Source organism: Bacteroides sp. M10, assembly GCF_014334015.1.
Taxonomy (GTDB): domain Bacteria; phylum Bacteroidota; class Bacteroidia; order Bacteroidales; family Bacteroidaceae; genus Bacteroides; species Bacteroides intestinigallinarum.
This window is the reverse complement of sequence record NZ_CP060488.1, coordinates 106,907-131,493: the sequence shown is the minus strand read 5'-3', so window position 1 is coordinate 131,493 and position 24,587 is coordinate 106,907. Positions and strand designations below refer to the sequence as shown.

18 protein-coding genes are annotated in these 24,587 nt (G+C 41.7%); 10 read left to right on the top strand and 8 right to left on the bottom strand.

All coding sequences use genetic code 11. From position 1 onward, the window contains the following. Positions 1–5: 5 nt before the first annotated feature. The 7 genes from H8796_RS00530 to H8796_RS00500 all read left to right on the top strand — a co-directional run bounded on the left by H8796_RS00530 (position 6) and on the right by H8796_RS00500 (position 16,651). Positions 6–4,037, top strand: a complete 4,032-nt coding sequence (locus H8796_RS00530; RefSeq protein WP_117934374.1) for a response regulator — start codon at positions 6–8, stop codon at positions 4,035–4,037. Positions 4,038–4,168: 131 nt separating this feature from the next. After that, a complete protein-coding gene (locus H8796_RS00525) occupies positions 4,169–7,228 on the top strand; it encodes a TonB-dependent receptor (RefSeq protein ID WP_117934372.1) in 3,060 nt (1,019 codons plus the stop codon). A gap of 14 nt (positions 7,229–7,242) precedes the next feature. After that, entirely contained in the window at positions 7,243–8,856 is a 1,614-nt protein-coding gene (locus H8796_RS00520) for a RagB/SusD family nutrient uptake outer membrane protein (RefSeq protein ID WP_117934370.1), read from the top strand. Positions 8,857–8,881: 25 nt separating this feature from the next. Then, a complete protein-coding gene (locus tag H8796_RS00515) occupies positions 8,882–10,996 on the top strand; it encodes a BACON domain-containing protein (protein ID WP_117971424.1) in 2,115 nt (704 codons plus the stop codon). An 11-nt stretch (positions 10,997–11,007) separates the two neighbouring features. Then, entirely contained in the window at positions 11,008–13,671 is a 2,664-nt protein-coding gene (locus H8796_RS00510; RefSeq protein WP_117934421.1) for a glycoside hydrolase family 2 TIM barrel-domain containing protein, read from the top strand. A 3-nt stretch (positions 13,672–13,674) separates the two neighbouring features. Beyond that, entirely contained in the window at positions 13,675–15,087 is a 1,413-nt protein-coding gene (locus H8796_RS00505; protein WP_117934366.1) for an agarase, read from the top strand. A 10-nt stretch (positions 15,088–15,097) separates the two neighbouring features. Further along, positions 15,098–16,651: a hypothetical protein gene (locus H8796_RS00500; RefSeq protein WP_117934364.1), complete on the top strand. Its 1,554-nt coding sequence runs from the start codon at positions 15,098–15,100 to the stop codon at positions 16,649–16,651. Positions 16,652–16,756: 105 nt separating this feature from the next. On the opposite strand, the gene pyrH is transcribed toward H8796_RS00500, so the two are convergent. Both pyrH and H8796_RS00490 read right to left on the bottom strand, forming a co-directional pair. Continuing rightward, on the bottom strand, positions 16,757–17,467 hold the full coding sequence (gene pyrH, locus H8796_RS00495; protein ID WP_004306551.1) for a UMP kinase: 711 nt from the start codon (positions 17,465–17,467) through the stop codon (positions 16,757–16,759). A 54-nt stretch (positions 17,468–17,521) separates the two neighbouring features. Then, complete coding sequence (locus H8796_RS00490; protein WP_117934362.1) at positions 17,522–18,850, bottom strand: MATE family efflux transporter; 1,329 nt, start codon at positions 18,848–18,850, stop codon at positions 17,522–17,524. 112 nt (positions 18,851–18,962) lie between these two features. Between H8796_RS00490 and H8796_RS00485 the strand changes: the two genes are divergently transcribed. Further along, positions 18,963–19,646, top strand: coding sequence for a lipopolysaccharide assembly protein LapB (locus H8796_RS00485; protein WP_099146643.1), 684 nt, complete (start codon positions 18,963–18,965; stop codon positions 19,644–19,646). Between the two features lie 34 nt (positions 19,647–19,680). Here H8796_RS00485 and H8796_RS00480 read toward each other — a convergent pair whose 3' ends face one another. The 4 genes from H8796_RS00480 to H8796_RS00465 form a co-directional block, all read right to left on the bottom strand. Next, a complete protein-coding gene (locus H8796_RS00480; protein ID WP_117971421.1) occupies positions 19,681–21,117 on the bottom strand; it encodes a S41 family peptidase in 1,437 nt (478 codons plus the stop codon). Between the two features lie 86 nt (positions 21,118–21,203). Then, positions 21,204–21,962: a biotin--[acetyl-CoA-carboxylase] ligase gene (locus tag H8796_RS00475; protein ID WP_117934358.1), complete on the bottom strand. Its 759-nt coding sequence runs from the start codon at positions 21,960–21,962 to the stop codon at positions 21,204–21,206. Next, positions 21,946–22,302 carry an MmcQ/YjbR family DNA-binding protein gene (locus tag H8796_RS00470; RefSeq protein WP_117934357.1) on the bottom strand — a complete coding sequence of 119 codons (357 nt, stop codon included), beginning with the start codon at positions 22,300–22,302 and terminating at the stop codon, positions 21,946–21,948. Before H8796_RS00470 ends, H8796_RS00475 begins: the two co-directional genes overlap by 17 nt. Positions 22,303–22,355: 53 nt before the next feature. Further along, positions 22,356–22,721, bottom strand: coding sequence for a YraN family protein (locus tag H8796_RS00465; protein WP_117934355.1), 366 nt, complete (start codon positions 22,719–22,721; stop codon positions 22,356–22,358). Positions 22,722–22,788: 67 nt separating this feature from the next. On the opposite strand from H8796_RS00465, the gene H8796_RS00460 reads away from it, so the two are divergent. Beyond that, entirely contained in the window at positions 22,789–23,022 is a 234-nt protein-coding gene (locus H8796_RS00460) for a hypothetical protein (RefSeq protein WP_004299215.1), read from the top strand. 42 nt (positions 23,023–23,064) lie between these two features. Continuing rightward, entirely contained in the window at positions 23,065–23,502 is a 438-nt protein-coding gene (locus tag H8796_RS00455; protein ID WP_004299216.1) for a nucleoside deaminase, read from the top strand. A 15-nt stretch (positions 23,503–23,517) separates the two neighbouring features. On the opposite strand, the gene H8796_RS00450 is transcribed toward H8796_RS00455, so the two are convergent. Together H8796_RS00450 and pssA are read right to left on the bottom strand one after the other, a co-directional pair. After that, positions 23,518–23,808 (bottom strand): DUF4834 family protein, encoded by a 291-nt coding sequence (locus H8796_RS00450; RefSeq protein WP_004306562.1) that lies wholly within the window; start codon positions 23,806–23,808, stop codon positions 23,518–23,520. A gap of 67 nt (positions 23,809–23,875) precedes the next feature. Then, positions 23,876–24,583: a CDP-diacylglycerol--serine O-phosphatidyltransferase gene (gene pssA, locus H8796_RS00445; protein ID WP_004306563.1), complete on the bottom strand. Its 708-nt coding sequence runs from the start codon at positions 24,581–24,583 to the stop codon at positions 23,876–23,878. Between the last annotated feature and the right edge of the window lie 4 nt (positions 24,584–24,587).

The following is a 24,587-nucleotide window of genomic DNA, read 5'->3' as shown; positions in this document are numbered from 1 at the left end:
CACAGATGACCAAAGCTAATCTTCTTGTTATTTGTTGCCTCTTTATATCGGGACTTTGTTGCATGGCAAATGTGACGAAGGATATCAATATGCGTTTTAAAGACGTAAGGCAAGGGCTTTCGCATCAAACAGTCAATTGTTTCTATCAGGATGAATTCGGATTTTTGTGGATTGGTACTCAAGACGGACTGAACCGCTTTGACGGTCGTAAATTTGAAGTCTTCAAACCGGATAACGCCAATCCCTATTCAATCAATATAAATAATATCCGGCAGGTTTGCGGAAATAAGGAAGGATTGCTTTTTATCCGTAGTTTGCAGAGTGTGACTCTTTATGACATGCGTTTGAATCGCTTTAAAGTGCTGCGTGAAGGAGAAGTTGCAGGAATCTGCTATGCGCACGACGCATTGTGGATAGCTACCGGAAAAGAAATCTACCGTTATCGTGATCTCGACCAAGCGCCCGAGTTATTCTTTTCATTCCCTTCGGACGGAGAGGATGTATTGATGAACAGCCTAATGGTTCGTCAGAACCAGACCGTGGTGGTGGGTACTTCTTCCAAGGGTATTTACTGTATCGATCAGGCTGCTCATATCACCCGTCATATTGATGTGGGGGCTGTTAATTCGATTACGGAAGACAGAAACGGGAGTATCTGGATAGCTACCAGAAATCGGGGACTTACCCGGTTGGAGGCAAATGGGGAGCTTACTCATTACAGATATAATAAGGTGGCTGATAATACAATCAACCATGATAATGTGCGTCATGTGACACAAGCCAATGATAGTCTTCTGTATATCGGAACTTACGCCGGTTTGCAGACTTTAAATCTCTCTACCGGAGAGTTTACGGATTATGAATATGACTTGAATGTGGAGGCAGCCGATATACGTTCCATCATTTCGATGCATTACGACACTTCGGGAACTTTATGGCTGGGCACTTTCTATCAGGGAATACAATATTATAATGTAGCGAATGATGCTTATCACTTTTACCGTTCGTCTACGGCTGTTGGCGGGCATTTGAATTCCTATATCATCAGTTCCATTGCCGAGGACCGTTCCGGGCGGATCTGGTTTGCAAGTGAAGGAAGCGGATTGAACTACTATGATAAATATACCAAACGCTTCTTTCCGCTTAAACATTTATATGCTCAAGAGCTGTCTTTTAAGATTGTGAAGTCTCTGTATTATGAGAAAGAACCGGATTATCTTTGGGTAGCTTCGCTTTATCAGGGCATCAATCGGATTAACCTGTCGACCGGACATATAGAATCTATTATGGAAAATATCGATACTCCGGAAGGAAAAACAGTCGACAGGGCCTATAATCTGGTAAAAATGATAGAGTTTGCCGGTCATGATTCCTTATTGATAGCCGCCAAGGGTGGGCTGCTTGTATTAGATAAAAAACATCTCCGGTTGCATCATTTCGAACATCCTTCTTTAGCTTCCAGACATTTGTCGCAGGTTTGGGACATGACGTTTGATAAAGAAGGGGATTTATGGCTGACCACTTCTTTTGATCTGATACGGGTCAATTTGAAAGCGGGCACTTCCCATAGTTATCCTTTCTCCCAAATAGCGCAGAGCACGGCACAGCACCACATTAATCATATTTTATGTGATAGAAAAGGACGTATATGGTTAGGATCGACGGGATCGGGAATTTATCTATTCGATAAGAAGAAAGATACCTTTGCAGGATACGGAGCGAAGCAGGGACTGGAGAATGGATTTATCACCGGATTGGTAGAGAGTCCGCTGGACGGTTCCATTTATGTGGCAACGAATGGCGGTTTCTCTAAATTCAATCTAGCCACTACCACATTCGAGAACTATAACAGGCAGAGTGATTTTCCCTTGAATAACGTGAATGACGGAGGGCTGTACATTGCGTCCGACCACGATATTTATGTCTGTGGACTGGCAGGTATCGTTTCCATAGCCCAGGAGAAACTGAACAAGCAGTCTGTGGATTATAATGTGTTCGTAAAACGCGTGCTTGTGGATAATACGGAAATACAACCACTTGATTCGTTGGAACTTATCAAAGAAACGGTATTGTATGAACATCAATTGGTATTGCCGCCTAGGTATTCTTCCGTCACTTTTGAGATAGCAAGTAATACCCTGAATAATATTTCCAATATCGGTCTGGAATATAAACTTGAAGGATTTGATAACGAATATATGAAGGCGGGAGATAATACGATGGTTACTTATACCAATCTTCATCCGGGGCGTTATACTTTTCATGTTCGTGGCGACCAGTTGCGCATTCACGATCAGGAAGCACCTTCTGCCAGTTTTGAGCTGATAGTGGAGGCTCCCGTTTATCAACGGGCATGGTTTATTTTGCTGATGATATTGGCAGGTATCCTTATTGCAGGCTATATTATCCGTATGTTCTGGATACGGAAAACCTTGCAACATTCTCTATTGGCCGAGAAGCGGGAAAAAGAGTATATCGAAAATGTGAATCAGTCCAAACTACGTTTCTTTACCAATGTATCGCATGAGTTCCGTACTCCGTTAACGCTTATATCCAGTCAGCTTGAGATGCTCCTGATGCATAAAGACATGATCCCCGAGGTGTATAATAAAATTTTGGAGATTTATAAGAACTCCCGCCGGATGAATAATCTGGTGGATGAGGTGATTGATATCCGTAAGCAGGATCAGGGGTATCTGAAATTGAAAATCTCCAAAGAGAATATTGTTGCGGTGTTAGAGGAGATTTGTTGTTCTTTCTATAGCTATGCGCAGCTGAATAAGATCGATCTCCGCTTTTCTTCCACTTTGAAAGAAGCGGATTTGTATATTGACAAGACGCAGATAGAGAAAGTATTCTATAATCTATTGTCCAACGCTTTTAAATATACGAAGCCCGGTGACTGGATTTCTGTAGAATTGGCAGCGGAAGGAGAGAATGACATTGTGATTTCAGTTAACAATTTGGGTGCCGGTATCGAAAAGTCCAAGATCAAACATGTATTTGAACGGTTTTGGCAGGATGATTCGGCAACAACTACACGGGCTGTCAAAGGATCGGGTATTGGGTTGGCAATGGCGAAAGGTATTGTGGAATTGCATCAGGGAACTATCGGAGTGGAAAGTGAGCCGAATGGAATAACGTCTTTTACTGTTACTCTTCACCGGGATGCAAATGTGAATGTGGAAGCATCTTCCTCTGCAGATGAACGCGTTGCCGAACATTATGTAATAGAGCCTCAAGAAATCTCGGAAATGGTGAAGCCGGATAAAACGGTGAAAATACTGATTGTGGAGGATAACCCGGAGATGCGTAAGGTGTTGGCACAGATTTTTGAACAGATATATGATGTATATACGGCTGCCGACGGACAGGAAGGATTGGAGCAGGCTTCTTCACTACAACCACAGATGATTGTGAGTGATATTATGATGCCCGTCATGTCCGGTCTGGAGATGTGCGAGAAGTTGAAAAGCAATTTGCAGACCAGTCATATTCCTGTGGTATTGCTGACTGCCCGCAACCGGGAAGAGCATACCTTAGAGGGCTTGCAGACGGGAGCGGATGATTATATCTCCAAACCTTTCAATATTAAGATATTGGTGGCCCGTTGCAACAATATCATCCAGACTCGTAAACTGCTCCAGCAGCGGTTTGCCCGGAATGATGAACCTAAAGTGGAAGACCTTCCATTTAATCCGATCGATAAAAAGATGCTGATGGATGCTACGGCGATTGTGGAATCTTATATTGATAACGCAGACTTTGACGTAGCCACTTTTGCACGTGAGATGTGCATGAGCAGAACTTTGCTTTTCACCAAACTGAAAGCATTAACCGGACAGACTCCGAATGACTTTATTTTATCTTTGAGACTGAAAAAGGCAACAGAAAAATTAATCAATGATCCCAATGCCCTGATTGCTGATATAGCATTTGATTACGGTTTTTCTAATCCAAGTTATTTTATCCGATGTTTTAAGAATGCTTATGATATTACTCCGGCTGCTTACCGGAGAAAACATGCAAATCCTTAATATATAGTATTTTATGTGTTTGTCTCCTGGTGAGAATTGTACTATTTGAACTTTTATACGGACGATTCTATTATTCGAAATCACTAATTATTTGGATTTTTGCACTGTAATCATTCAAATTATTACATAGTATGAAAAACATCGTAATTAAATGGGCTGTGTTCCTGACAGCCTTTCTTATCTCTTTAGAGGTTAGTGCTCAAAACGTCAGAGTTTCTGGAGTTGTGACAGACGCACTTGGACCAATCCCCGGAGCTAATATTATGGAGGAGGGGACTACTAACGGTACAGTGACGGATGTAAATGGAAAATATTCAATCAGTGTATCTGCAAAATCTACCCTTGTTTTCTCTTGTATAGGATATAAGGAACAGAAGATACGTGTCGGTACGAAAACGGTACTGAATGTGGATATGGTAGAAGAGTCGAAAATGCTCGATGAATTAGTCGTTGTTGGTTATGGCGTTCAGCGTAAAAGTGACGTGGCAACTTCGGTAGCCTCGGTCAAAGCGGATGAAATGAAAACCTTTCCTGCCGGCAATGTGGCTGATATGCTGCGTGGACGTGCCGCAGGTGTGAATGTAACGAGCAGTTCCGGACGTCCGGGATCGACTCCTTCGATCACTATTCGCGGTTCCCGTTCTATCAGTGCGGACAATGCTCCTTTATATATCATAGATGGTTCTCCTTCCAGTGCAACGGAGTTTAGCACGTTGAGTGCGGACGATATTGAGTCGGTTGAAATTCTGAAGGATGCTGCGTCGCAGGCTATTTATGGGGCACGTGCCAGTGACGGTGTGGTATTGGTAACTACCAAGCGTGGTAAAGCCGGAAAGGTGGAAGTCAGTTATAATGGTTATCTGGGTATCCAGTCTCTCTGGAGGAATTTTGATTTCTATTCTCCCGAAGAATATATGCAGCTTCGCCGTGAAGCGAAGGCACATGATAAGGGAATTGTTGATGCACGTGAGATTTCGATAGCCGAGGCATTGGAAGACGAGGTTATGCAGCGGGTATGGGCCAGCGGAAAGTTTATCGACTGGGAAAAAGAAATGTTCAGAAATGCAATTTACCATAATCATGATGTCAGTGTACGTGGAGGAACAGAGAAAATTAAAGTATCGGCAGGTGCCAACTATTTTGACCAACAGGGAATGGTGGTTACCGGATCGGGATACCAGAAGTTTTCTTTAAGGTTGAATCTGGACTTTGAAATATCAAAGTGGATTAGTTTTGGCATCAATTCTTCTTATGCGATGACTAAACAAGATCGTGAGGATGGTAACTTTAATGATTTTATTACCAGTTCCCCATTGGCGGAAATATGTGATGCGGATGGTAAATATACAAAGTATATCAACTCGGAAGGAAATTATAATCCTTTGTACCGTGCTCAACATTACGGACGTGAAGTTTCTCGTGATAATTACCGCCTGAACTTTTTTATGGATGTGAAGCCTTTCAAGGGATTCAATTATCGTCTGAATACTTCCGTTTATAATCAGACATCTGAAGACGGTTCCTATAAAGATTCCCAATATCCGGGAGGCGGAGGAACAGCTGTGCTCGACGAATCACGTACGCAGAACTGGCTGGTTGAGAATATTGTGACTTATAAAGTGCCTATCCGCAATAAGAAACATCAGTTGACGTTGACCGGTGTGCAGTCTGTCGACCATAATGGCTCGAAGTCTATCGGCTATTCAGTAGAGAATCTTCCGGTAGATAAAGACTGGAACTTCATTTCTCAAGGTGAGTTTACAGGCAAGCCCCGTCGTCAGTTTAATGAAAATAATCTGGTGTCGTTCATGGCTCGTGCACAGTATTCGCTTTTAGACCGTTATCTGTTGAATGTGGCTGTTCGTCGCGACGGTTCCAGCCGTTTCGGAAAAGAAAATAAATGGGGTACATTCCCGTCAGCTGCTTTTGCCTGGCGTGTCAATCAGGAGAATTTCCTGAAAGATGTGTCGTGGATTGATAACCTGAAACTACGTGTCAGTTATGGTATTGTTGGTAACCAGAACGGTATCGGCAATTACACGACTTTGGGGCTGGCAGATAATAAAGGATATGAGTTTGGAGATACTTTCCAGATGGGATATTTGCCGGGTAAGGAGCTTTCTAACCCGAACCTGAAATGGGAACAGTCTGCAACGGCTAATTTAGGTGTTGATTTTAGTTTCTTCAATGGTCGTCTGAATGGTACGGTGGAATATTACAATACGCATACGAAAGATTTATTGGTGGAACGCTCTTTGAATGCATCACTTGGATATACCACTATGCTGGATAATCTGGGAAAGACGAAATCTAGTGGTATTGATCTTTCTTTAAATGGTGATGTGATACGTACGAAAGAGTTTACCTGGTCGCTTGGAACTAATTTCAGTATGTATAAGAATGAAATTGTCCGTATTGACGATACGCTCGATGAAAATGGCAAACCCGCCAGTCAGGTAGCACAGGGATGGATTATCGGAGAACCGATCAATGTATATTATGATTATCTGGTAGACGGAATTTTTCAGTATGATGATTTTGATATTACTCGTGATGGTACGGGTAATCTGGTGTATACGCTGAAAAATACCTATGATAGTAACAATGACGGTGTAGCCGACAGCCCGATTGATTACGGCGGCGCTATTGAACCGGGGATGGTTAAGGTACGTGATAACAATGGAGATGGAAAGATCACGGCAGATGACAGAGTGCCTATCCGGAAAGATCCGAAATTTACCGTCTCTCTTTCTTCTACATGGAACTGGAAAGGATTTGACTTGTTCATGGATTGGTATGGAGTTTCCGGCAGAAAGATAAAGAATAGTTATTTGTATGACTATAATTCCGGAGGTTCTTTGCGTGGAAAACTGAATGGAGTGAAGGTGGATTATTGGACTCCGTTCAATCCGTCGAACGAATTCCCGCGTCCTTCTTATAGCGCAGACCCTGCTTATTTGGGTGCTATTGCTATTCAGGATGCTTCTTATATCCGTTTACGCACCTTACAGTTGGGATATACTTTTCCGGCCAGACTATTGAAGAATACTCCGATTCATAAATTGCGTCTGTATGCAACTGCTACTAACTTGCTGACATTTACGGAATTTAAGTCTTATAGTCCCGAACTGACTCCCGGGTCTTATCCGGAGTCCAGACAATATGTATTTGGTGTCAATGTTTCATTCTAAAATAAAGAATCCTTATGAAAAAGTTAATATATACAGCCTTTGTCATCTGCGGAATGTTGACCGCTTCCTGCTCGGATTTATTAAATCTGGAATCAAAGACAGATGTGACGAACAATTATCTGTTCACTACTCCCGAAGGGTTGAATACAGCTGTTACAGGTCTGTACTCCCTGGCACGTGAATTGCCGGGTGGAGCGGATAATAATGAATCCAATCTGTACATCGTTACTATGTGTGACTTTAATACGGATATTGCGATACTTAGAGCAGGTGTTTCTACTTCAATCGGACGTTTGAATACGAGCTTTACTCCAAGTACTGGGGATGTCAATAAGTTCTGGAAACATCACTATGGTATTATTGGAAAAGCAAATGAAATTATTGTAGCCGCCGAAGCCCTGGGACTGGATGACAGCGATGTGCTCCAAGCATGGAGTGAAGCGAAATTCTTCAGAGGACGGAGCTATTTTGAACTCTGGAAACGCTTTGACCGTCTTTATCTGAATATCACCCCGACCACCGTCGACAATCTGAAACGGGAATACAAACCTGCTTCTCATGAAGAACTGATGACGCTGATTACAACTGACTTGGACGATGCCATGAAAGGGCTGGACTGGTCGCTTCCTCAAAATAATGGAAATGTATTGTATGGACGGGTAACAAAAGCTACTGCCAAACATGTTCGTGCACAGGTTGCCATGTGGGAGTCAGATTGGGATACAGCCATTGAGGAATGTGAGGATATCTTTAAGCAGGAAGGCATCTACTCGATGGAAAAGAAAGCCGAGAATGTATTTAATGGGGCAGATTTGAAATCTCCGGAAGTGTTATGGAGTTTCCAATATTCACAAAACTTGGGTGGAGGTGGTTCCGGAACTCCGGTTGCCGGACATCGTGTCTCTATTCAAACCACTACCCGAATCAATAAAATTTCAGGTTGTATCAATACGGCCGATCAGGGTGGATATGGTTGGGGACGTATTTATCCGAATACCTATTTGTTGAGTCTGTACGATCAGGCAAAAGATACGCGATATAATGAGTTGTTTGTTCACCGTTTCAAATACAATGACCCTACTTCTCCTAAATATGGAGAATTGATTCCTCTTACACAGAGTTCCAGCTATTGTGAAACACTGCATTTTATGTCGAAAAAATACTTTGACCAATGGACGATGGCTGATAATCCGGACCGGACAACAGGTTTCAAGGATCTGATTGTCTATCGACTGGCAGAAACTTACTTAATGGCGGCAGAGGCATATATGCGTCGTGACGGAGGTATGAGTACGGATGCTTTACGCTGTTACAATAAAACATGGGAACGTGCGGGAAATGATAAATTTGCAGGTCCTCTGACGCAGGATATACTTTTGGATGAATATGCTCGTGAGTTGAATTTTGAAGGCGTTCGCTGGCCTTTGTTGAAACGTTTGGGACTCTTGGGCGAAAGAGTGAAAGCGCATTATGGCGAGACGAAGGCTGAAAACCCTTATCTGGATAAAGATTATGCGGAATGCCGTACCAGTTTTGTGGTTGGAAAGCACGAATGTTGGCCTATTCCACAGGAACAGATTGACTTGATGGGGAAAGAGAATTTCCCACAGAATGAGAACTGGTATTAAGCGATTGATTATCTGTAAAACATGAATGAATATGAAAAAAGTAATATACTTCTTATTGATTTTAAATCTGGGGTTACTTTCCTGTGTCGATGATGCATCGGTACGCGTGATGCCTGAATTTAATTGTAAAGATACAAAAGTAAATTTGGCGAAAGCGGCGGGTTCTTCTGTTACGTCGCTGTTATATACCAATGTCGGTCAGGTTGTTGCACAGTACGAAGCGGAATGGCTTTCTGTAGATGTAAGTTCTAAAAGTGTTGTCTACACGGCCTTGACACAAAATGACGGTGAAGATGCAAGAACGACTGTCGTGAAACTGACTTGCGGCTCATATACAGTAGAGGTGACGGTTACCCAGGATTCTAAAGAACCGGATCTTTCTTTGAAGATAGGACAAAGTGTGGATGAGGGTATCGGTATGATTTTCTGGGTGGATCCTTCGGATAATATGGTAGGAAAAGCGGTTTCAGTGAAACGTCAGGGAGGGAATCCTTTTGAGGCTTCTGTGATGCCTCATAGTGCACTTTCCACTGTCAACGGATATGCTAATTCTGCCTTGTTCACTTCTCCGTCGGCAAATGATGCGGTAGCATATTGCCAGTCGTTGGGTGACGGGTGGTATTTGCCTGCCCGCGATGAATTATGGGAATTGTTTGATGCCTATAATGGTGTTGGACATACTGATCCGGATTTTGTTTCAGCCGTACCTGATAAACTGACGGAAGTAGAGAAGGCGGCACGTGCTGCATTTGATAAGATGTTGACTGATTTACAAGGTGATGTGATGAACGAGGCTGCCGGTTCGGGCAATGGCGAAAGCTATTGGTCGAGTACGGAAAACGCAGCAGGTAATCAGGCTTATTGGGTACGTTTCGGTAAATCGGGAGCTGATGCAGGAAATAAAACAGCTACCAACCGTTTTGTAAGATGTATGCGTACAATCGGTGATTATACTTATCCTGAAGAACCGGCAACATTGACGGTTAATCCGAATCCTGTGACATTGGAAGGAGCTAATGAAGCGGAAGCAAATGTGACATTGACATCCAATAAAACGGTATTTAGTGTGGCTTTGGCAAATGATTCCTGGCTTTCGTATATTATTTCGGGCACAACAGTTACGTTCAAAGCAAAATCTAAAAATACCACTGGCGATGTTCGTACGACTGTTGCTACGGTTACAGCCGGTACTGGCACAGCCGCTAAGTCGGTGGAGGTAACGGTGAATCAGAATGTTGCGGCTGAAGGAGGTGCTTCTCTCGAATTAAGCACAAATGCCGTGACTATTACTCCTGATGCTGTGATGAAATCAGAAGGAATAACGATGATTTCTGATGAAACAGAATTTACAGTAAATGTAACTGATGAGTCTTGGGTGAAAGCGTATGTTGATATAACAAGTAAAACTCTTTATTTCTGGACATTATCGCCTAATTTGAATAGTTCTAACCGGGTAACGACTGCTACAGTAATAGCCGGAAGCGGAGCGAATGCACCTAAGCAAGAAGTTACTATTACACAAAGAGGGCTTTTAAGTTCCGAGTTTGCGGTGGGACAGGTGATTGCGGATAATGGTTCGTTAAAAGGAGGCATTGTGTTCTGGGTAGATGGCACTAATCGCGGTAAGGCTAAGATTATGTCATTGGACAGAGAGAATCTGGAATGGTCTACGGCAAGCTCTCCGACTTCTACGAAATTGACTTTATCTAATGATGATGGCTTGGCAAATACTACTGCGTTGGCAGCATTGCCGAATGCAGCAGAAATGCCCGCTCTTAAATATTGTATGGATAAAGGTTCCGGATGGTATTGGCCTACGAGAACGGATTTGGAACAGATGTTTGAAACTTATAATGGGACTGCAGTGGCAGATGCAACGGAGAATAACCCGGATGCGATTACTGATTTTGAGAAAGCAAACCGTACAGCTTGGGATCAAGTGATTACTGGTGCAGGAGGAACTATCATGAATACGGCAGCGGCATCTGCTACCGGAGATTCTTATTGGGCTAGTCGTGAAACGTCGAGCGGTACAAGCGCATTTTATGTACGTTTTGGAAAACCGCTTGCCTGGGATAAATCGAATGCTAAAAAAGACGGTAAAAGATTTGTTCGTGCAGTCCGTTCAATTTCGAAATAATGGTATTAGGTATGTATAAGGTATATCAAAAAATAATTTTAGCCTGTTTGTTACTGGTTATGACCGGCACGGTTTATAGTCAGCGTGTGACGCAAACGATTAATGATGGTTGGAAGTTCTCCCTCTTTGAGGGAGACGCGTCCACTGCTGACTTTGATATTTCCGGTTGGACTGATGTTTCCATTCCTCATACATGGAATGCAAAAGATGCAGATGATGAAATTCCCGGTTATTTCCGGGGAAAAGGCTGGTACAGGAAAGTGGTGACAGTGGAGGAACTGATTCCCGAACAAAGAGTCTATCTTAGTTTTGAGGGAGCCAATCAAGAAACGAATGTGTTTGTGAATGGAACGTTTGTTGGAAATCATAAAGGTGGTTATTCCGCTTTTACGTTTGACGTGACTGATTATGTCCATGCCGGACGCAATCTGATAGCTGTGAGTGTTGACAACTCGCATCATCCGGATATTGCTCCTCTTTCGGCGGACTTTACTTTCTTCGGGGGAATCTATCGGGATGTTTATCTGGTGTATACTTCTCCTGTGCAACTGTCTACTACTCATTATGCTTCTAGTGGTGTGTATCTCAAAGCATCGAAGATTACGGATTTGCAAGCAAATATTTCAGTGAAGACATTCTTGTCCAATGCTTTGAAGAGTAATCAATCATTGATTCTTGAAACGGAGATTTTGGATGCAGATGGTAACAGAGTAGCGCTTTCACAAAAGAAAGTAAATGTGAAGGCAGAAGAAAAGAATGTAGCTTTTGAATCGCTCATGACTATTACGCAGCCTAAACGTTGGGATGTAGACTCTCCTTATATATATAAGGTGTATAGCCGTCTGAAGAATAAAAAAGAGGAGGTGCTCGATTGTGTTGTCAATCCGCTGGGAATTCGTGAATATCGTTTTGATGCGGAGAAAGGTTTTTTCTTGAATGGGAAATATCGGAAATTGATTGGTACCAGTCGGCATCAGGATTACAAAGGAATGGGAAATGCTTTGCGGGATGAAATGCATATTCGGGATGTACAGTTGAGTAAGGATATGGGAAGTAATTTCCTGCGAGTGGCTCATTATCCGCAAGATCCGGTTGTGATGCAGATGTGTGATAAGTTAGGGCTATTGACTTCGGTTGAAATTCCAGTAGTGAATGCCATCACTCAAAGTAAGGCATTTATGGATAATTGCGTGGAACAGGTGACAGAGATGGTTTGTCAGAACTATAATTATCCATCTGTTATTATTTGGGCTTATATGAATGAAGTGCTTTTGCGTCCTCCTTTTAATCCGGAAAATAAGAAGGAGCGGGCGGACTACATGACATTCCTTCATCAAATAGCTTCGGCGGTTGAGGCGCAGATAAGAAGTTTGGATTCGGAACGCTATACCATGTTGCCTTGTCATTCTACTTCTCAAATCTATCAGGAAGCGGGAATTACAGAATTACCGATGTTATTGGGTTTTAATCTTTATAATGGATGGTATGGTGGTAGCTTGAGTGGATTTGAAGAGAAACTGGAAGAGCTTCACAGGGAGTTTCCCCACAAACCGTTGCTCATTACCGAATATGGGGCGGATGTGGATACTCGTATTCACTCTTTTTCGCCGATGCGGTTTGACTTTAGTTGTGAATTTGGTTCCATCTACCACGAACATTACTTGCCTGAAATTCTAAAGAGGGATTATATCGTGGGAACTATGGTTTGGAACTTGAATGATTTTTATTCTGAAGCCAGAAGAAACGCCATGCCTCATGTGAACAATAAAGGGTTGGTAAGTACGGATAGAGAACGTAAAGATGGATATTATCTTTATCAGGCTTATCTGAAAGAGGCACCTGTCCTGCACATTGCTTCTAAATCGTGGAAGAACAGGGCAGGAGCCAGTCGGGATGGAAAGAGCTGTACGCAACCTTTGAAGGTGTATACCAATGCAGATAAGGTGGAAGTCTTTTTAAATGGAAAGAGTTTGGGAGTATATCCGGTATCGGATAAGGTCGTTTCTGTGGATATTCCTTTTGTTAACGGAGAGAATGTGGTAGATGCTGTAATTGAAAAAGAGGGACGCGAATATCGTGACCAGTATGTCTGCAATTTTCAATGTGTCAATGTGAAGAACGGCTTTACGGAAGTCAATGTATTACTGGGCGCTCAACGTTATTTCGAGGACCGGACAGCAGAACTGTGCTGGATACCCGAACAGGCTTATGAAAAAGGCTCATGGGGATATATTGGCGGAGAAGTGGCTCCGAACAAGACTCGATACGGTTCTTTGCCTGCCAGCGACACTGATATACTGGGAACGGATCAGGATCCTATCTTTCAGACGCAACGTGTAGGTATTGAGGCCTTTAAAGCGGATGTGCCGGATGGTGTCTATGCTGTATATTTGTATTGGACGGAACTTACTTCCGAAAATAAAAGAGAGGCTTTGGTGTATAATTTAGGTAATGATGTGGTGAAAGAGGAGTATGCAAACCGGGTATTTTCTGTGGATATAAATGGGGTATCTGTTGCCAGACAAATGAATATTGCAGAAGAATACGGTTCCGAACGTGCGGTCATTAAAAAGTATATTGTTCCGGTTTCACAGGGAAAAGGGCTTGTCGTTCGTTTTGGAGCGGTAGAGTCTGTGCCTATTTTAAATGCAATACGAATCGTAAAAGAATATTAGAAGATGAAAAATAGTATAGTTATATTGTTTTTACTGCTGTTATCCCAGTTGGGTTATGGGCAGGGGCGTACATTTAAGGTCACTGCCCGTCCGTGGGTGAAAGGACAGAAAGATCTTCCATGGAAGGAGTATGATACCCGTACCATTGCTCAATTGGATGGTTTTAAAGCTACTGATAAAGTGCACGTAAATGAGTATGGAAGTGATTTGGATGCTCCGAAACACCGGGCTACTGGATTTTTTAGAGTAGAACGTATTGGAAATCGTTGGTGGATGATTGATCCCGACGGATATCGGCATTTACAGAAAGTGGTGGTTGGAGTACGTTTAGGTACCTCTGAACGCAATAAACAAGCCATGCTGGATAAATTCGGTACGGAAGAAAGATGGATCGAAGGGACGGCACGGTTGATTCATTCACTGGGCTTTTCCGGTGCGGGCTCTTGGAGTAACGAAGAGGCGATTGCTTCTTACAATGCATCCCACAAAGAGGTCTTGACCCGCTCAATCATTCTCAACTTGATGAGCGGATATGGTAAGAAACGGGGAGGAACTTATCAGTTGCCTGGTAACACGGGATATCCTAATCAGTGTATTTTCGTTTTTGACCCGGAATTCGAGACTTATTGCGATGAGATAGTACAAAAACTGGTTGCGAATAAAATGGATAAAAACATCATTGGTTATTTTTCGGATAATGAACTTCCGTTCGGACCCAAAAATCTGGAAGGTTATCTGACTTTACAGAACCCTGGTGATCCGGGAAGAGTGTATGCGGAATCCTGGTTGAAAAAGCAGGGAATTACTTCGCAGCAAATAACCGATGAGCACCGGGAGGAGTTTGCAGGGGTGGTAGCTGAACGATATTATAAAGTAGTATCGGAAGCGATTCGGAAGTATGATCCCAATCATCTCTATCTAGGCAGTCGTTTACATGGAAAACCGAAGTTTATCCGCCAGATTGTGGAAGCGGCAGGCAGGTATTGTGATGTCGTTGCAATTAACTACTATGGAGCGTGGACGCCGAGTGAAAAGACCATGAAACATTGGGGAGAATGGGCTCAAAAGCCTTTCATCATTACGGAATTTTATACGAAAGGAATGGATTCCGGACTGGCGAATACGACAGGAGCGGGTTTTACCGTTCAAACTCAACAGGAGCGTGGATATGCCTATCAGCATTTTGTTTTAGGATTATTGGAAAGTGGAAATTGTGTCGGATGGCACTGGTTTCGTTATCAGGATAATGATCCGACGGCAAAAGGGGCAGATCCTTCGAATCTGGACTCTAATAAGGGACTGATAGATAATGAATACAATCTTTATAAACCGTTGGCCGATGCTATGAAAGAATTGAATATCAATGCCTATCGTTTGGCCGACTGGTTCGATCAACAATCAAATAACAATCTATAAAATACATACCATGAAAAAAATATTTATACTGGGAGCTTTACTGTTTATAAGTTCTATTCCTATGGTTTCTTGTACGGATGATGATGATAAGGACCCTAATTTTATGCCTCCTGATATAGTGATGGGTGGGGGAGATGTGGAGTCGGAATACCCGGAAGATTTACCTGTTCCTGGAGCTTCTGTGATATATGCTCCGTCATTAAATGCCAATATGTATCGCCCTATCAGTGTCAAGTATTCCAGTGCTTATCCTCCCATATCCAGTTGGACAACGGGGAATACACGTATTATTGCTTATATGGATGGATATAAACCGGCTATTAAGACATTGAAAGCATATCAGGAGTCAGTGAATAAGTATGGAAGTTCGACAACGCTTCCGAAACAAGCAGCTACGGGCAGGTTTTATACGAAGAAGATAGATGGACGTTGGTGGTTGGTTGATCCGGAAGGCTGCCTGCATCTTGAACGTAGTGCAACTTCTTTGCGCAAAGGAACTTCCAGTCGTAATAAAACAGCCTGGAATAATAGGTTTGGAACTGATGAGAAGTGGCTGTCCACTACTCAACGTGAATTGAGTGAGATCGGTTTTCATGGTACAGGTGCATTCTGTACGGGAGCGTACTCGTTGATTCAGACTCATAATGCTTCCAATCCAAGCAGTCCGTTGACTTTGGCACCTTCCTTTGCTTTTCTAAGCCAGTTCAAGAGTGCGAAATCTTATAATTATCCCGGAGGAAGTGATGATAATGCTGCAGGCCTTGTGTTTTATAATGGATGGGCTGAATGGTGTGAATCATATTTGGCAGGTAGTGCTTTCGCAGATTATCTGCGCGATCCAAATGTATTGGGTTTCTTCTCGGATAATGAGATAAACTTCTCTTCAAACAGTTCCCGGATTTTGGATCGTTTCCTGGCTATCAACAGTTCGAATGATCCGGCTTATGTTGCGGCAAAAGCCTTTATGGATTCCAAGGGGGTGCAAAGTGTGACGGATGCCTTGAATAACGAGTTTGCAGGTATCGTAGCAGAGAAATATTATAAAGCAGTGAAAGAGGCAGTGATGAAAGTAGATGATAAGCTGCTTTATCTGGGGACTCGATTACATGGAACTCCTAAATATATGGAGGGAGTGATGAGGGCTGCCGGAAAATATTGTGATGTTATTTCTATCAACTATTATAGCCGTTGGAGTCCCGAACTGACAACAGCGATTGCAGACTGGGCAAGTTGGGCGGATAAGCCGTTTCTTGTAAGTGAGTTTTATACGAAAGGGGTGGAGGATTCCGATCTGAATAACCAGTCGGGAGCCGGATATTCTGTTCCTACACAAAATGAGAGGGCTTATGCTTATCAGCATTTTACATTAGGATTGCTTGAAGCTAAGAATTGTATCGGATGGCATTGGTTTAAATATCAGGATGATGATGGTACGGATAATTCGTCGAAACCTGCCAATAAGGGTCTTTATGATAATTCTTATCAGTTGTTTCCTTATTTATCTTTCTTTGCCCGCGAATTGAATTTTAATGCGTATGATTTGATCCAGTATTTTGATAAATAGGTATTCGTTTCGATATAATATTTGAAAAGAAAGACAAAGTGCGAATTTTGCTGTATAGCTTTGATAAAAACTACTATTGCAAAATTCACACTTTTTATTTTCTGATTAATTGTGTACTAATGTACCTATCTCTTCTCCACTGATTACTTTTTTTAAGTTGCCTACTGTGTCCATATCAAATACGACGATAGGCAGGTTATTTTCTTTGCACATACAAGTCGCAGTTAAATCCATAACTTTCAGACCACGTTTCAACACTTCATCATAGGTAATATCATCGAATTTGGTTGCGGTAGGATCTTTTTCAGGATCAGCTGTGTAAATGCCATCTACGCGAGTACCTTTCAGCATAACGTCTGCTTCGATTTCTATTCCTCTAAGTGAAGAACCGGTATCTGTAGTAAAGAAAGGATTTCCTGTTCCTGCAGACATGATGACCACTTCACCGTTTTCCATACATTCGATGGCTTTCCATTTACTGTAGAATTCACCGATAGGTTCCATCCGTACTGCTGTCAATACACGTGCTTTTACACCGGTAGCCACAAGGGCAGAACTTAGAGCGAGGCTATTGATAACGGTAGCCAACATTCCCATTTGGTCACCTTTCACACGGTCAAAACCTTTATTGGCTCCGCTTAATCCGCGGAATATATTGCCTCCTCCGATGACGATACCAATCTGTACCCCTTGTTCGTGGATTTCTTTGATTTGTTGAGCATATTCTGCCAGTCTTTTTTCGTCAATGCCGTATTGCTTTTCGCCCATCAAGCTCTCTCCACTGAGCTTTAGTAAGATTCTTTTATACTTTGCCATACCTTTTGCTTTTTATTGTTTGCCGCAAATATAGAGATAATTTATCGGATAGCCTCACTGGGATGCGATTACTTTTTTCATTATTTGCCTTCCCAAAAAGGTTTGTACAACTCCTCGCAGGGAAAGATAAATGAGAAAAGCCAGCCATAGGGCATGATTTCCCAGAAGAGGATGGAAAGCGTAATATACTCCGAAGAAGCTGGCGGAGGCGACTAACATGGAGTAAAGCATCTGACGGGTAGCGGTGGCACCAATAAATACTCCATCCCACAGGAAAGCAGAAAAACCGGCTAGCGGAATGATAAGTGCCCAGTAAAAATAAGTGTCTGAAGCGTTGATTACTGAAGTGTCATTGGTTAGTAGGCCCAGAAATTCTTTTCCACCGATTGCATAAAGGATAGTGAATATCAATGAAAGACCCAATCCCCAATAGAAAAGGTGATGTACTGTGTTGCGTAAGGCTGTTTGATTCTTGGCACCTATGTAACGGCCGGCCAGTGCTTCACCGGCATAAGCAAATCCGTCCATGATGTAAGAAAACAGAGTGAATAGTTGCATGAGCAAGGTGTTTACGGCTAATACAATTTCTCCTTGGGCGGCTCCAGCAGAGGTGAAAAACAGGGTGACCACAACCAGGCAAAGGGTACGGAAGAAGATGTCCCGGTTGACTTGGAAGAAACGGTACATGGCTTGTTTCTGTATAATTTCTTTCCATACGATCCGCTTTCTTAGGGCATTGTAATAGCGCATATATAGCAATATGGCCATGAAGAAACCTGCATATTGGGCTATTAAAGTTCCTGTTGCCACTCCTGCCACTTTCATATCCAGCAAGTAGACAAAGGATAGGCTGGCTACAATATTGACAATGTTTTGAGTAATAGCGATATACATGGGAAAGCGTGAATTCTGCATTCCGATAAACCAACCGGCGAATCCATAAAGTCCTAATGTGGCGGGAGCTCCCCAGATACAGATATAGAAATAAGTAGTTGCCAGTTGCTCGACTTCCGGTATGGTTTGTATCAGAGTGAATGCCAATTTCAGGATAGGGTATTGGAGTATCAACAGGCAAAGAGCTATAAACAATCCTACGCCAACGGAACGTAACAGTAACCGGGTGATTTCATTTAGATCATGCTGACCATACGCTTGTGAGGTCATGCCACTCGTTCCCATGCGCAGGAATCCGAAAATCCAATAGATAATATTGAACAACATTCCCCCTACAGCGATGGCTCCAATGTAGGCCGGAGAACCGAGGTGTCCTACGATGGTAACATCGATAAGTCCCAGTAGCGGGACGGTAATATTTGATATAATCGATGGTATGGCTATCCGTAATATTCGTCTGTTTTCGGAGGATTGTTTTTTATCTATCATTTTATAGAAACACTTTTATCAAATTGATTGTTCTTTTCGTCCACAAAGGTACATTTTTTATTTTTTTGTTGTATCTTTGTGAATCACGAACTAAATAGCAATCAGATGGATTATGAGGACCTTAACTATTTTTCTTTTATCTTTATTCTCATTGCCGCTGGCGCTGAATGCACAGTCGGTTGATGAGATGTTGCAGAAAATATCTGCCGCCATTGAGGCTGGGCAGAATGGACAGGCTGTGAGCTATTTCCGGCAGACTATTCCTCTGAATATAGACCGTACGGAAATGTATTATTGGACGAATGTGGACAAGAATAGTGAAATTAGCTCCAAACTGGCTACTGAATTAGCTCTCGCCTATAAAAAGAAACGGAATTACGACAAAGCTTATTTGTTCTACAAAGAGTTGCTGCAAAAGGACCCAAATAATGTAGATTGTTTGGAAACATGTGCAGAAATGCAAGTGTGCCGTGGACAAGAAAAAGATGCTTTGCGTATGTACGAAAAAATATTGCAACTGGATGCGGATAATCTGGCTGCTAATATCTTTTTAGGAAACTATTATTATTTGATGGCAGAGCAGGAGAAGAAAAAGTTAGAAACGGATTATAAGAAACTTCCTTCTCCCACTAAAATGCAGTATGCTCGCTATCGGGACGGATTATCGAAGTTGTTTACTACCCGGTATGAGAAAGCGCGTAACTCTTTACAGAAAGTTGTTCTACGTTTTCCATCGACAGAAGCTCAAAAGACATTGGATAAGATATTGAGAATAGAAAAAGAGGTGAATCGCTAAGCGGTTCACCTCTTTTTCTATTCTCTAGGTATTTTTATTCCATCTCAATCGGACAAAGTAGCACTCCACCAGTAGTATGGCGATCTATCGATTGATATATAGGTTGGCTTCTTAGTATTGCTTGAGACGGCATTGTTATGTTTCTTGTATTTCGATTGGTTCCCGTTATCAGAGTAATGGCCTTATTTAACATAAACTCATCAGGGCTGCCTAAAGGGAGTAAAGTGTCTTCTGGGTTTTGGGCTAAATTGAATTCGTTCCACTCATAATCGGGGGTAAAGCCTGCACTGTAATCTGAATTTACAGCATTGGTAACCTTTGTAGTAATAGGCCAATACGCCCATTCATATTGCTCATCTGAATACTTCTGCATTCCGACATTTTTTCCTTCTGTTAATTCACCGATGAGTACGATATTCATGAAGGGTTCCAAACTGCTGATAACCAATTCAGAGGATGAAGCGGTATTTTCACTTGTTAAGATATAGATGCGATTAGAATTAAGTTTCAAATAACCTGCTGTTCCTTCTGTTTCCTTATTGAAAGTTCTGGTGTGTGTCACTTTACCTTTGTTATTGTAGAAAATGCCAAATATTTTATCTTTGGACTCTTCGGAAATCAAAAGTCCCGCTAGCATATTGGCCGAATGTTCATAACCGCCCCCATTATAGCGCAAATCTAATACAAACTCGTTCACTCCTTTTGATTGGAAATCGGCAAATATGGTTTTCATTTCTTCATCATAAGTACGATCATCTACGCCCGTTGGTCCCGGAGTGAAATGGTTGTAAACCAGATAGCCTATTTTCTTATCTCCAAACGTAAGTACGGCATGATAATATAACGGATTATCTTCGACTGCCGTAGAAGCTCCTATGGCAATTGTCTTAGTTTCTGAATTGTGTTTTATAGTCCATTGAGAAGCAGAACCATTCAATAGGGCCTTGTAATTTCCTTCTTTTATATTATTTTTTCCATCTATACCTATAATCCAATCTCCTCGTTCCAAACCGGCTGCATGTGCAGGGCTATTGGGTAGAATATACACTACTCGGGCATAATAATATCCTAAAGGTTTGTTATTTCCATCTACTATATTAAACAATGTAAATTCCATTCCATAGGTATTGTCTGCATCAATACTGGTACGTGTTTTATAATCTTTATTCTTCTCCATGTAAGAATAGTAGTAGAGGTGTTTTCCATTCCTTGTTTTGCCATCGTTCAGACTGAGCAATGAATAAAAGAAAGTTTCAGGGTCGGCTGTGTAATCTATTTTGTTAGTTGCTGGTAACTCATTATACCATAAATAATCGTTGCGCAATTTTTTCTCTATCCAATGATTTATGCTAAGATCCGTATCATCATCGTCTCCTTTTATCGAATCTGTATCATCATCTGAACAAGACACGCTAAATAAACAAAGGAATATTCCTATCCATATATGTAGGCCGAATTGAACTTTCGTCATTTTTCTCATTTTTTATAAGGTTACTAATTCACAAATATATTTATTTTTTCAACACAATGTAGCAATAATAGTTTGTTAAGTGATGATTATTTCAGTAAATATTCCACCTCCTTAAACATATAGCCTCTTTTGTTTAGCATTTCATCTTCCAGTATTAATCTTCCTTCGGGTTCTACACGAATGATTCGTGCAAGAAATTCACCGTTGGCATCTTTAAAACGATGCATTCCTTCCTTTCTGAAAAGAGACATTTCATATTGGCAGACTATTGATTCCGTATTGCCTTTTTTAAGTAAACTATAATAAGATTGGATACGCAATACGATGTTCTTCAGTATTTCAAATAGATCGAACTCTTTTCCTGTAATTTGTCGCAGTGAAACAGGATTAGGGGCAGAACTGTGAAACGTTTCCTGATTAATATTGATTCCAATCCCTGCTATACTTTGACTGATGTTCCGTCCCATCAGATCGTTTTCTATCAACATTCCACATATTTTCTTTTCTTTCCAATAAATATCGTTCGGCCATTTGATAGAGATATCGGTGGTATAGGTATCCAGTTCTTCCTTAATAGCCAAAGAAATAATCTGTGAAATGAGAAACTGGCGTCGTGCTTCCAGGAATTCAGGGAAGATGACGATGCTGAAAAGAAGATTCTTACCGGAATCTGATTCCCAAGAGTTGCCGCGTTGTCCACGACCGGAAGTCTGAAAGTCGGCGACTACGACAGTGAGTTCTTCCACTTTTTGTTTAGAACAGAGAGACTGCAGATAGTTGTTGGTAGAATTAGTCTCGCTGATATGAATCAATGGAACCGGGAATATATCAGGGGAGGGCATCATATTCTGCGCGTAACTTTTTAGTAAATTTCTTGATTACCTCATCATAAGAGTGATCGATAAGTTCTTTCATCAGTTTATCGTTTACGTCACTCTCAAAACGAACACTGTTCCAGTATTTTTTATTAAAATGATAAGCTCCTTCAATTCCTGAATAATGTTCGCGCAGTTCGATCGCTTTTTCCGGATCACATTTCAATGCGATGTGATTGGCTTCTTCCAAATCAATGAGAGCAAACATTTTGTTCATCACCTTGACAACAAGTGATACATCATCGAAAGGGAAAGACTCGGTAACTCCTTTCTTGTTGAGGCAGTATTCTCTGACAGTTTCTACATTCATAATGATTCGATTATATAATAACTCTATGTATTCTGCATCTTCTGTAGTGAACTTTAATATAAAGGAGGATAAAATGCTTCCTCTATGTGTTCAACCTTGAAATTTATCTCATCGCCTACTATCGTAATGATATCAAAGCGTACAGGAAAGTCAATCTGAAACAATCTGATATAGGTATCCGCTGCGCGTACCGTACGTCTTATTTTAGGTAAATCAACGGCGTCTTCCGGCTCTGCAAACAGAGTATTACTGCGGGTTTTCACTTCTACTACAATCAGTTCATTATCCTTTGCTGCTACAATGTCCAGTTCGAAATGTCCTTTTCTCCAGTTCCGGTCACGGATGAGATACCCCTTCTGTTCAAGATAAGCTACGGCGGCATTTTCTCCGGCTTTTCCTAAATCATTATGTTTAGCCATCTTTTTTTGCAAATTTACTGCTTTTATTCTTTGTATTTACAGAAGTAAAAGTAATTTTGCAGAAGATATGAGAAAAAGGAGTAAGAAGTGCCTGAAAATGCATGTCGAGTGTACCAAAAGGGAACGTCGAATGAGCATTTTGTTGAGCGACGAAGAACAGTTGATTGTAGATCGTTATCTGGAGAAATATAAGATAACGAACAAGTCACGTTGGCTTCGTGAGACGATTCTCATGTTTATCCATAAAAATATGGAAGAAGATTATCCGACCCTTTTTGGTGAACATGATATGAGACGATAGGGGGATAATTAAAAAATTATAGATTCAAAATAAAAGGGTGGAATGCTGGACGATATTTACTTCATGAAACAAGCTTTGATAGAGGCAGGAAAGGCTGCCGAGCGGGGGGAAGTTCCCGTTGGAGCTGTCGTGGTTTGTAAGGAGCGGATTATCGCACGTGCCCATAATCTCACAGAAACATTGAATGATGTAACGGCTCATGCCGAGATGCAGGCTATTACAGCTGCTGCCAATGTGCTTGGTGGCAAGTACTTGAACGAATGTACCCTGTATGTCACAGTTGAACCTTGCGTAATGTGTGCCGGAGCTATTGCTTGGGCACAGACTGGTAAGCTTGTATTTGGTGCCGAAGATGAAAAACGCGGCTATCAGAAATATGCCGGTTCGGCTCTACATCCTAAAACGGTGGTTGTAAAAGGGGTAATGGCTGACGAATGTGCTACACTAATGAAAGAGTTCTTTGCTGCGAAACGAAAATAAAAGCAGTATCCTGTTTTATTTGATTTCCTCAAAATCTACATATTCACCATCGTCTTGGGTGAATATTTTTTTATGTCTTTTCTCCGGAACATTCTCGGAATATATTTCCTCTTCATCATCATTTGAACGGCGATCTCTTTGGCCATAGTCCTGTTGGCTTGTACGTCCCGATTCCGTTTGTTTCGGGCGTGATGAAGAAGAACCACGTCCTAATCCGAAAATCGTTCTTAGTATGAAGCCGATAATAGAAAGGCCAAATACGAATATGGCAATAATAAAAATGAGTATGAATAAAAGTATATGCATCGGGCTATGATTTTTATGTTGTTACTTCGATAAAACTCATAGTACAACAAACGTGCCAAGAGATTGTTTATTTACTTTTTCTTGTAAAAAGTGAAAGTAAAATATACCATACAATGATGGCGGCAAAGCTACTGATTCCAAGAAATATAAGGAGAGGAATGCAGATAATCAGGAATATAAAACTGATTTTGTTGTCATTCCATGACAGATTTTTAAATTTCAGCGAAAACATCGGTATTTCTGATACCAGCAGTCCGGAAAACAGACAGACAAGTATAAGAAGGTAGACAGGATGGCAGTTGTCTGATATCAGGAAGTCATGTGCACCCGCCACTAAAGAACCCCAGAACAGAGCGTTGGCGGGAACCGGAAGTCCCACAAAAGAACTGGTCTGTCGCGTGTCATTATTGAATTTAGCCAGGCGCAATGCTGAAAAAACAGAAATCAAGAATGCTAAATAGGGTAGGTAAGGAGCGATGAACTCCATACTTGCCGGATAATACATTTCTTTGAACAGAGAGAATACGATCAGTGAAGGAGCAACTCCAAAACTGACATCATCTGCCAATGAGTCCAAGTCTTTTCCGATAATGGAATGTGCATTGAGCATACGAGCCAACAATCCGTCGAAGAAGTCGAAAATGGAACTTAAAGCAATGAAAAGTAGTGCCAGCTCATATTTGGCTTCAAAAGCCATGACGCAGGCAATACAACCGGAGAAAAGGTTCAGGCAGGTTACGGTATTCGGAATACTGTTTTTAATAACGTTTGTCATTGTG

What these genes read in the sequence shown, in the direction of transcription:
- H8796_RS00525 (WP_117934372.1), top strand. Translation starts at nt 4,169, where the DNA reads ATGAAAAACATCGTAATTAAATGGGCTGTGTTCCTGACAGCCTTTCTT.
- H8796_RS00450 (WP_004306562.1), bottom strand. Translation starts at nt 23,808, where the DNA reads ATGCATATACTTTTATTCATACTCATTTTTATTATTGCCATATTCGTA.
- H8796_RS00530 (WP_117934374.1), top strand. Translation starts at nt 6, where the DNA reads ATGACCAAAGCTAATCTTCTTGTTATTTGTTGCCTCTTTATATCGGGA.
- H8796_RS00490 (WP_117934362.1), bottom strand. Translation starts at nt 18,850, where the DNA reads ATGATAGATAAAAAACAATCCTCCGAAAACAGACGAATATTACGGATA.
- H8796_RS00500 (WP_117934364.1), top strand. Translation starts at nt 15,098, where the DNA reads ATGAAAAAAATATTTATACTGGGAGCTTTACTGTTTATAAGTTCTATT.
- H8796_RS00515 (WP_117971424.1), top strand. Translation starts at nt 8,882, where the DNA reads ATGAATATGAAAAAAGTAATATACTTCTTATTGATTTTAAATCTGGGG.
- H8796_RS00485 (WP_099146643.1), top strand. Translation starts at nt 18,963, where the DNA reads ATGAGGACCTTAACTATTTTTCTTTTATCTTTATTCTCATTGCCGCTG.
- pssA (WP_004306563.1), bottom strand. Translation starts at nt 24,583, where the DNA reads ATGACAAACGTTATTAAAAACAGTATTCCGAATACCGTAACCTGCCTG.
- H8796_RS00475 (WP_117934358.1), bottom strand. Translation starts at nt 21,962, where the DNA reads ATGATGCCCTCCCCTGATATATTCCCGGTTCCATTGATTCATATCAGC.
- H8796_RS00470 (WP_117934357.1), bottom strand. Translation starts at nt 22,302, where the DNA reads ATGAATGTAGAAACTGTCAGAGAATACTGCCTCAACAAGAAAGGAGTT.
- H8796_RS00460 (WP_004299215.1), top strand. Translation starts at nt 22,789, where the DNA reads ATGAGAAAAAGGAGTAAGAAGTGCCTGAAAATGCATGTCGAGTGTACC.
- H8796_RS00480 (WP_117971421.1), bottom strand. Translation starts at nt 21,117, where the DNA reads ATGACGAAAGTTCAATTCGGCCTACATATATGGATAGGAATATTCCTT.
- H8796_RS00510 (WP_117934421.1), top strand. Translation starts at nt 11,008, where the DNA reads ATGTATAAGGTATATCAAAAAATAATTTTAGCCTGTTTGTTACTGGTT.
- H8796_RS00455 (WP_004299216.1), top strand. Translation starts at nt 23,065, where the DNA reads ATGCTGGACGATATTTACTTCATGAAACAAGCTTTGATAGAGGCAGGA.
- H8796_RS00465 (WP_117934355.1), bottom strand. Translation starts at nt 22,721, where the DNA reads ATGGCTAAACATAATGATTTAGGAAAAGCCGGAGAAAATGCCGCCGTA.
- H8796_RS00520 (WP_117934370.1), top strand. Translation starts at nt 7,243, where the DNA reads ATGAAAAAGTTAATATATACAGCCTTTGTCATCTGCGGAATGTTGACC.
- pyrH (WP_004306551.1), bottom strand. Translation starts at nt 17,467, where the DNA reads ATGGCAAAGTATAAAAGAATCTTACTAAAGCTCAGTGGAGAGAGCTTG.
- H8796_RS00505 (WP_117934366.1), top strand. Translation starts at nt 13,675, where the DNA reads ATGAAAAATAGTATAGTTATATTGTTTTTACTGCTGTTATCCCAGTTG.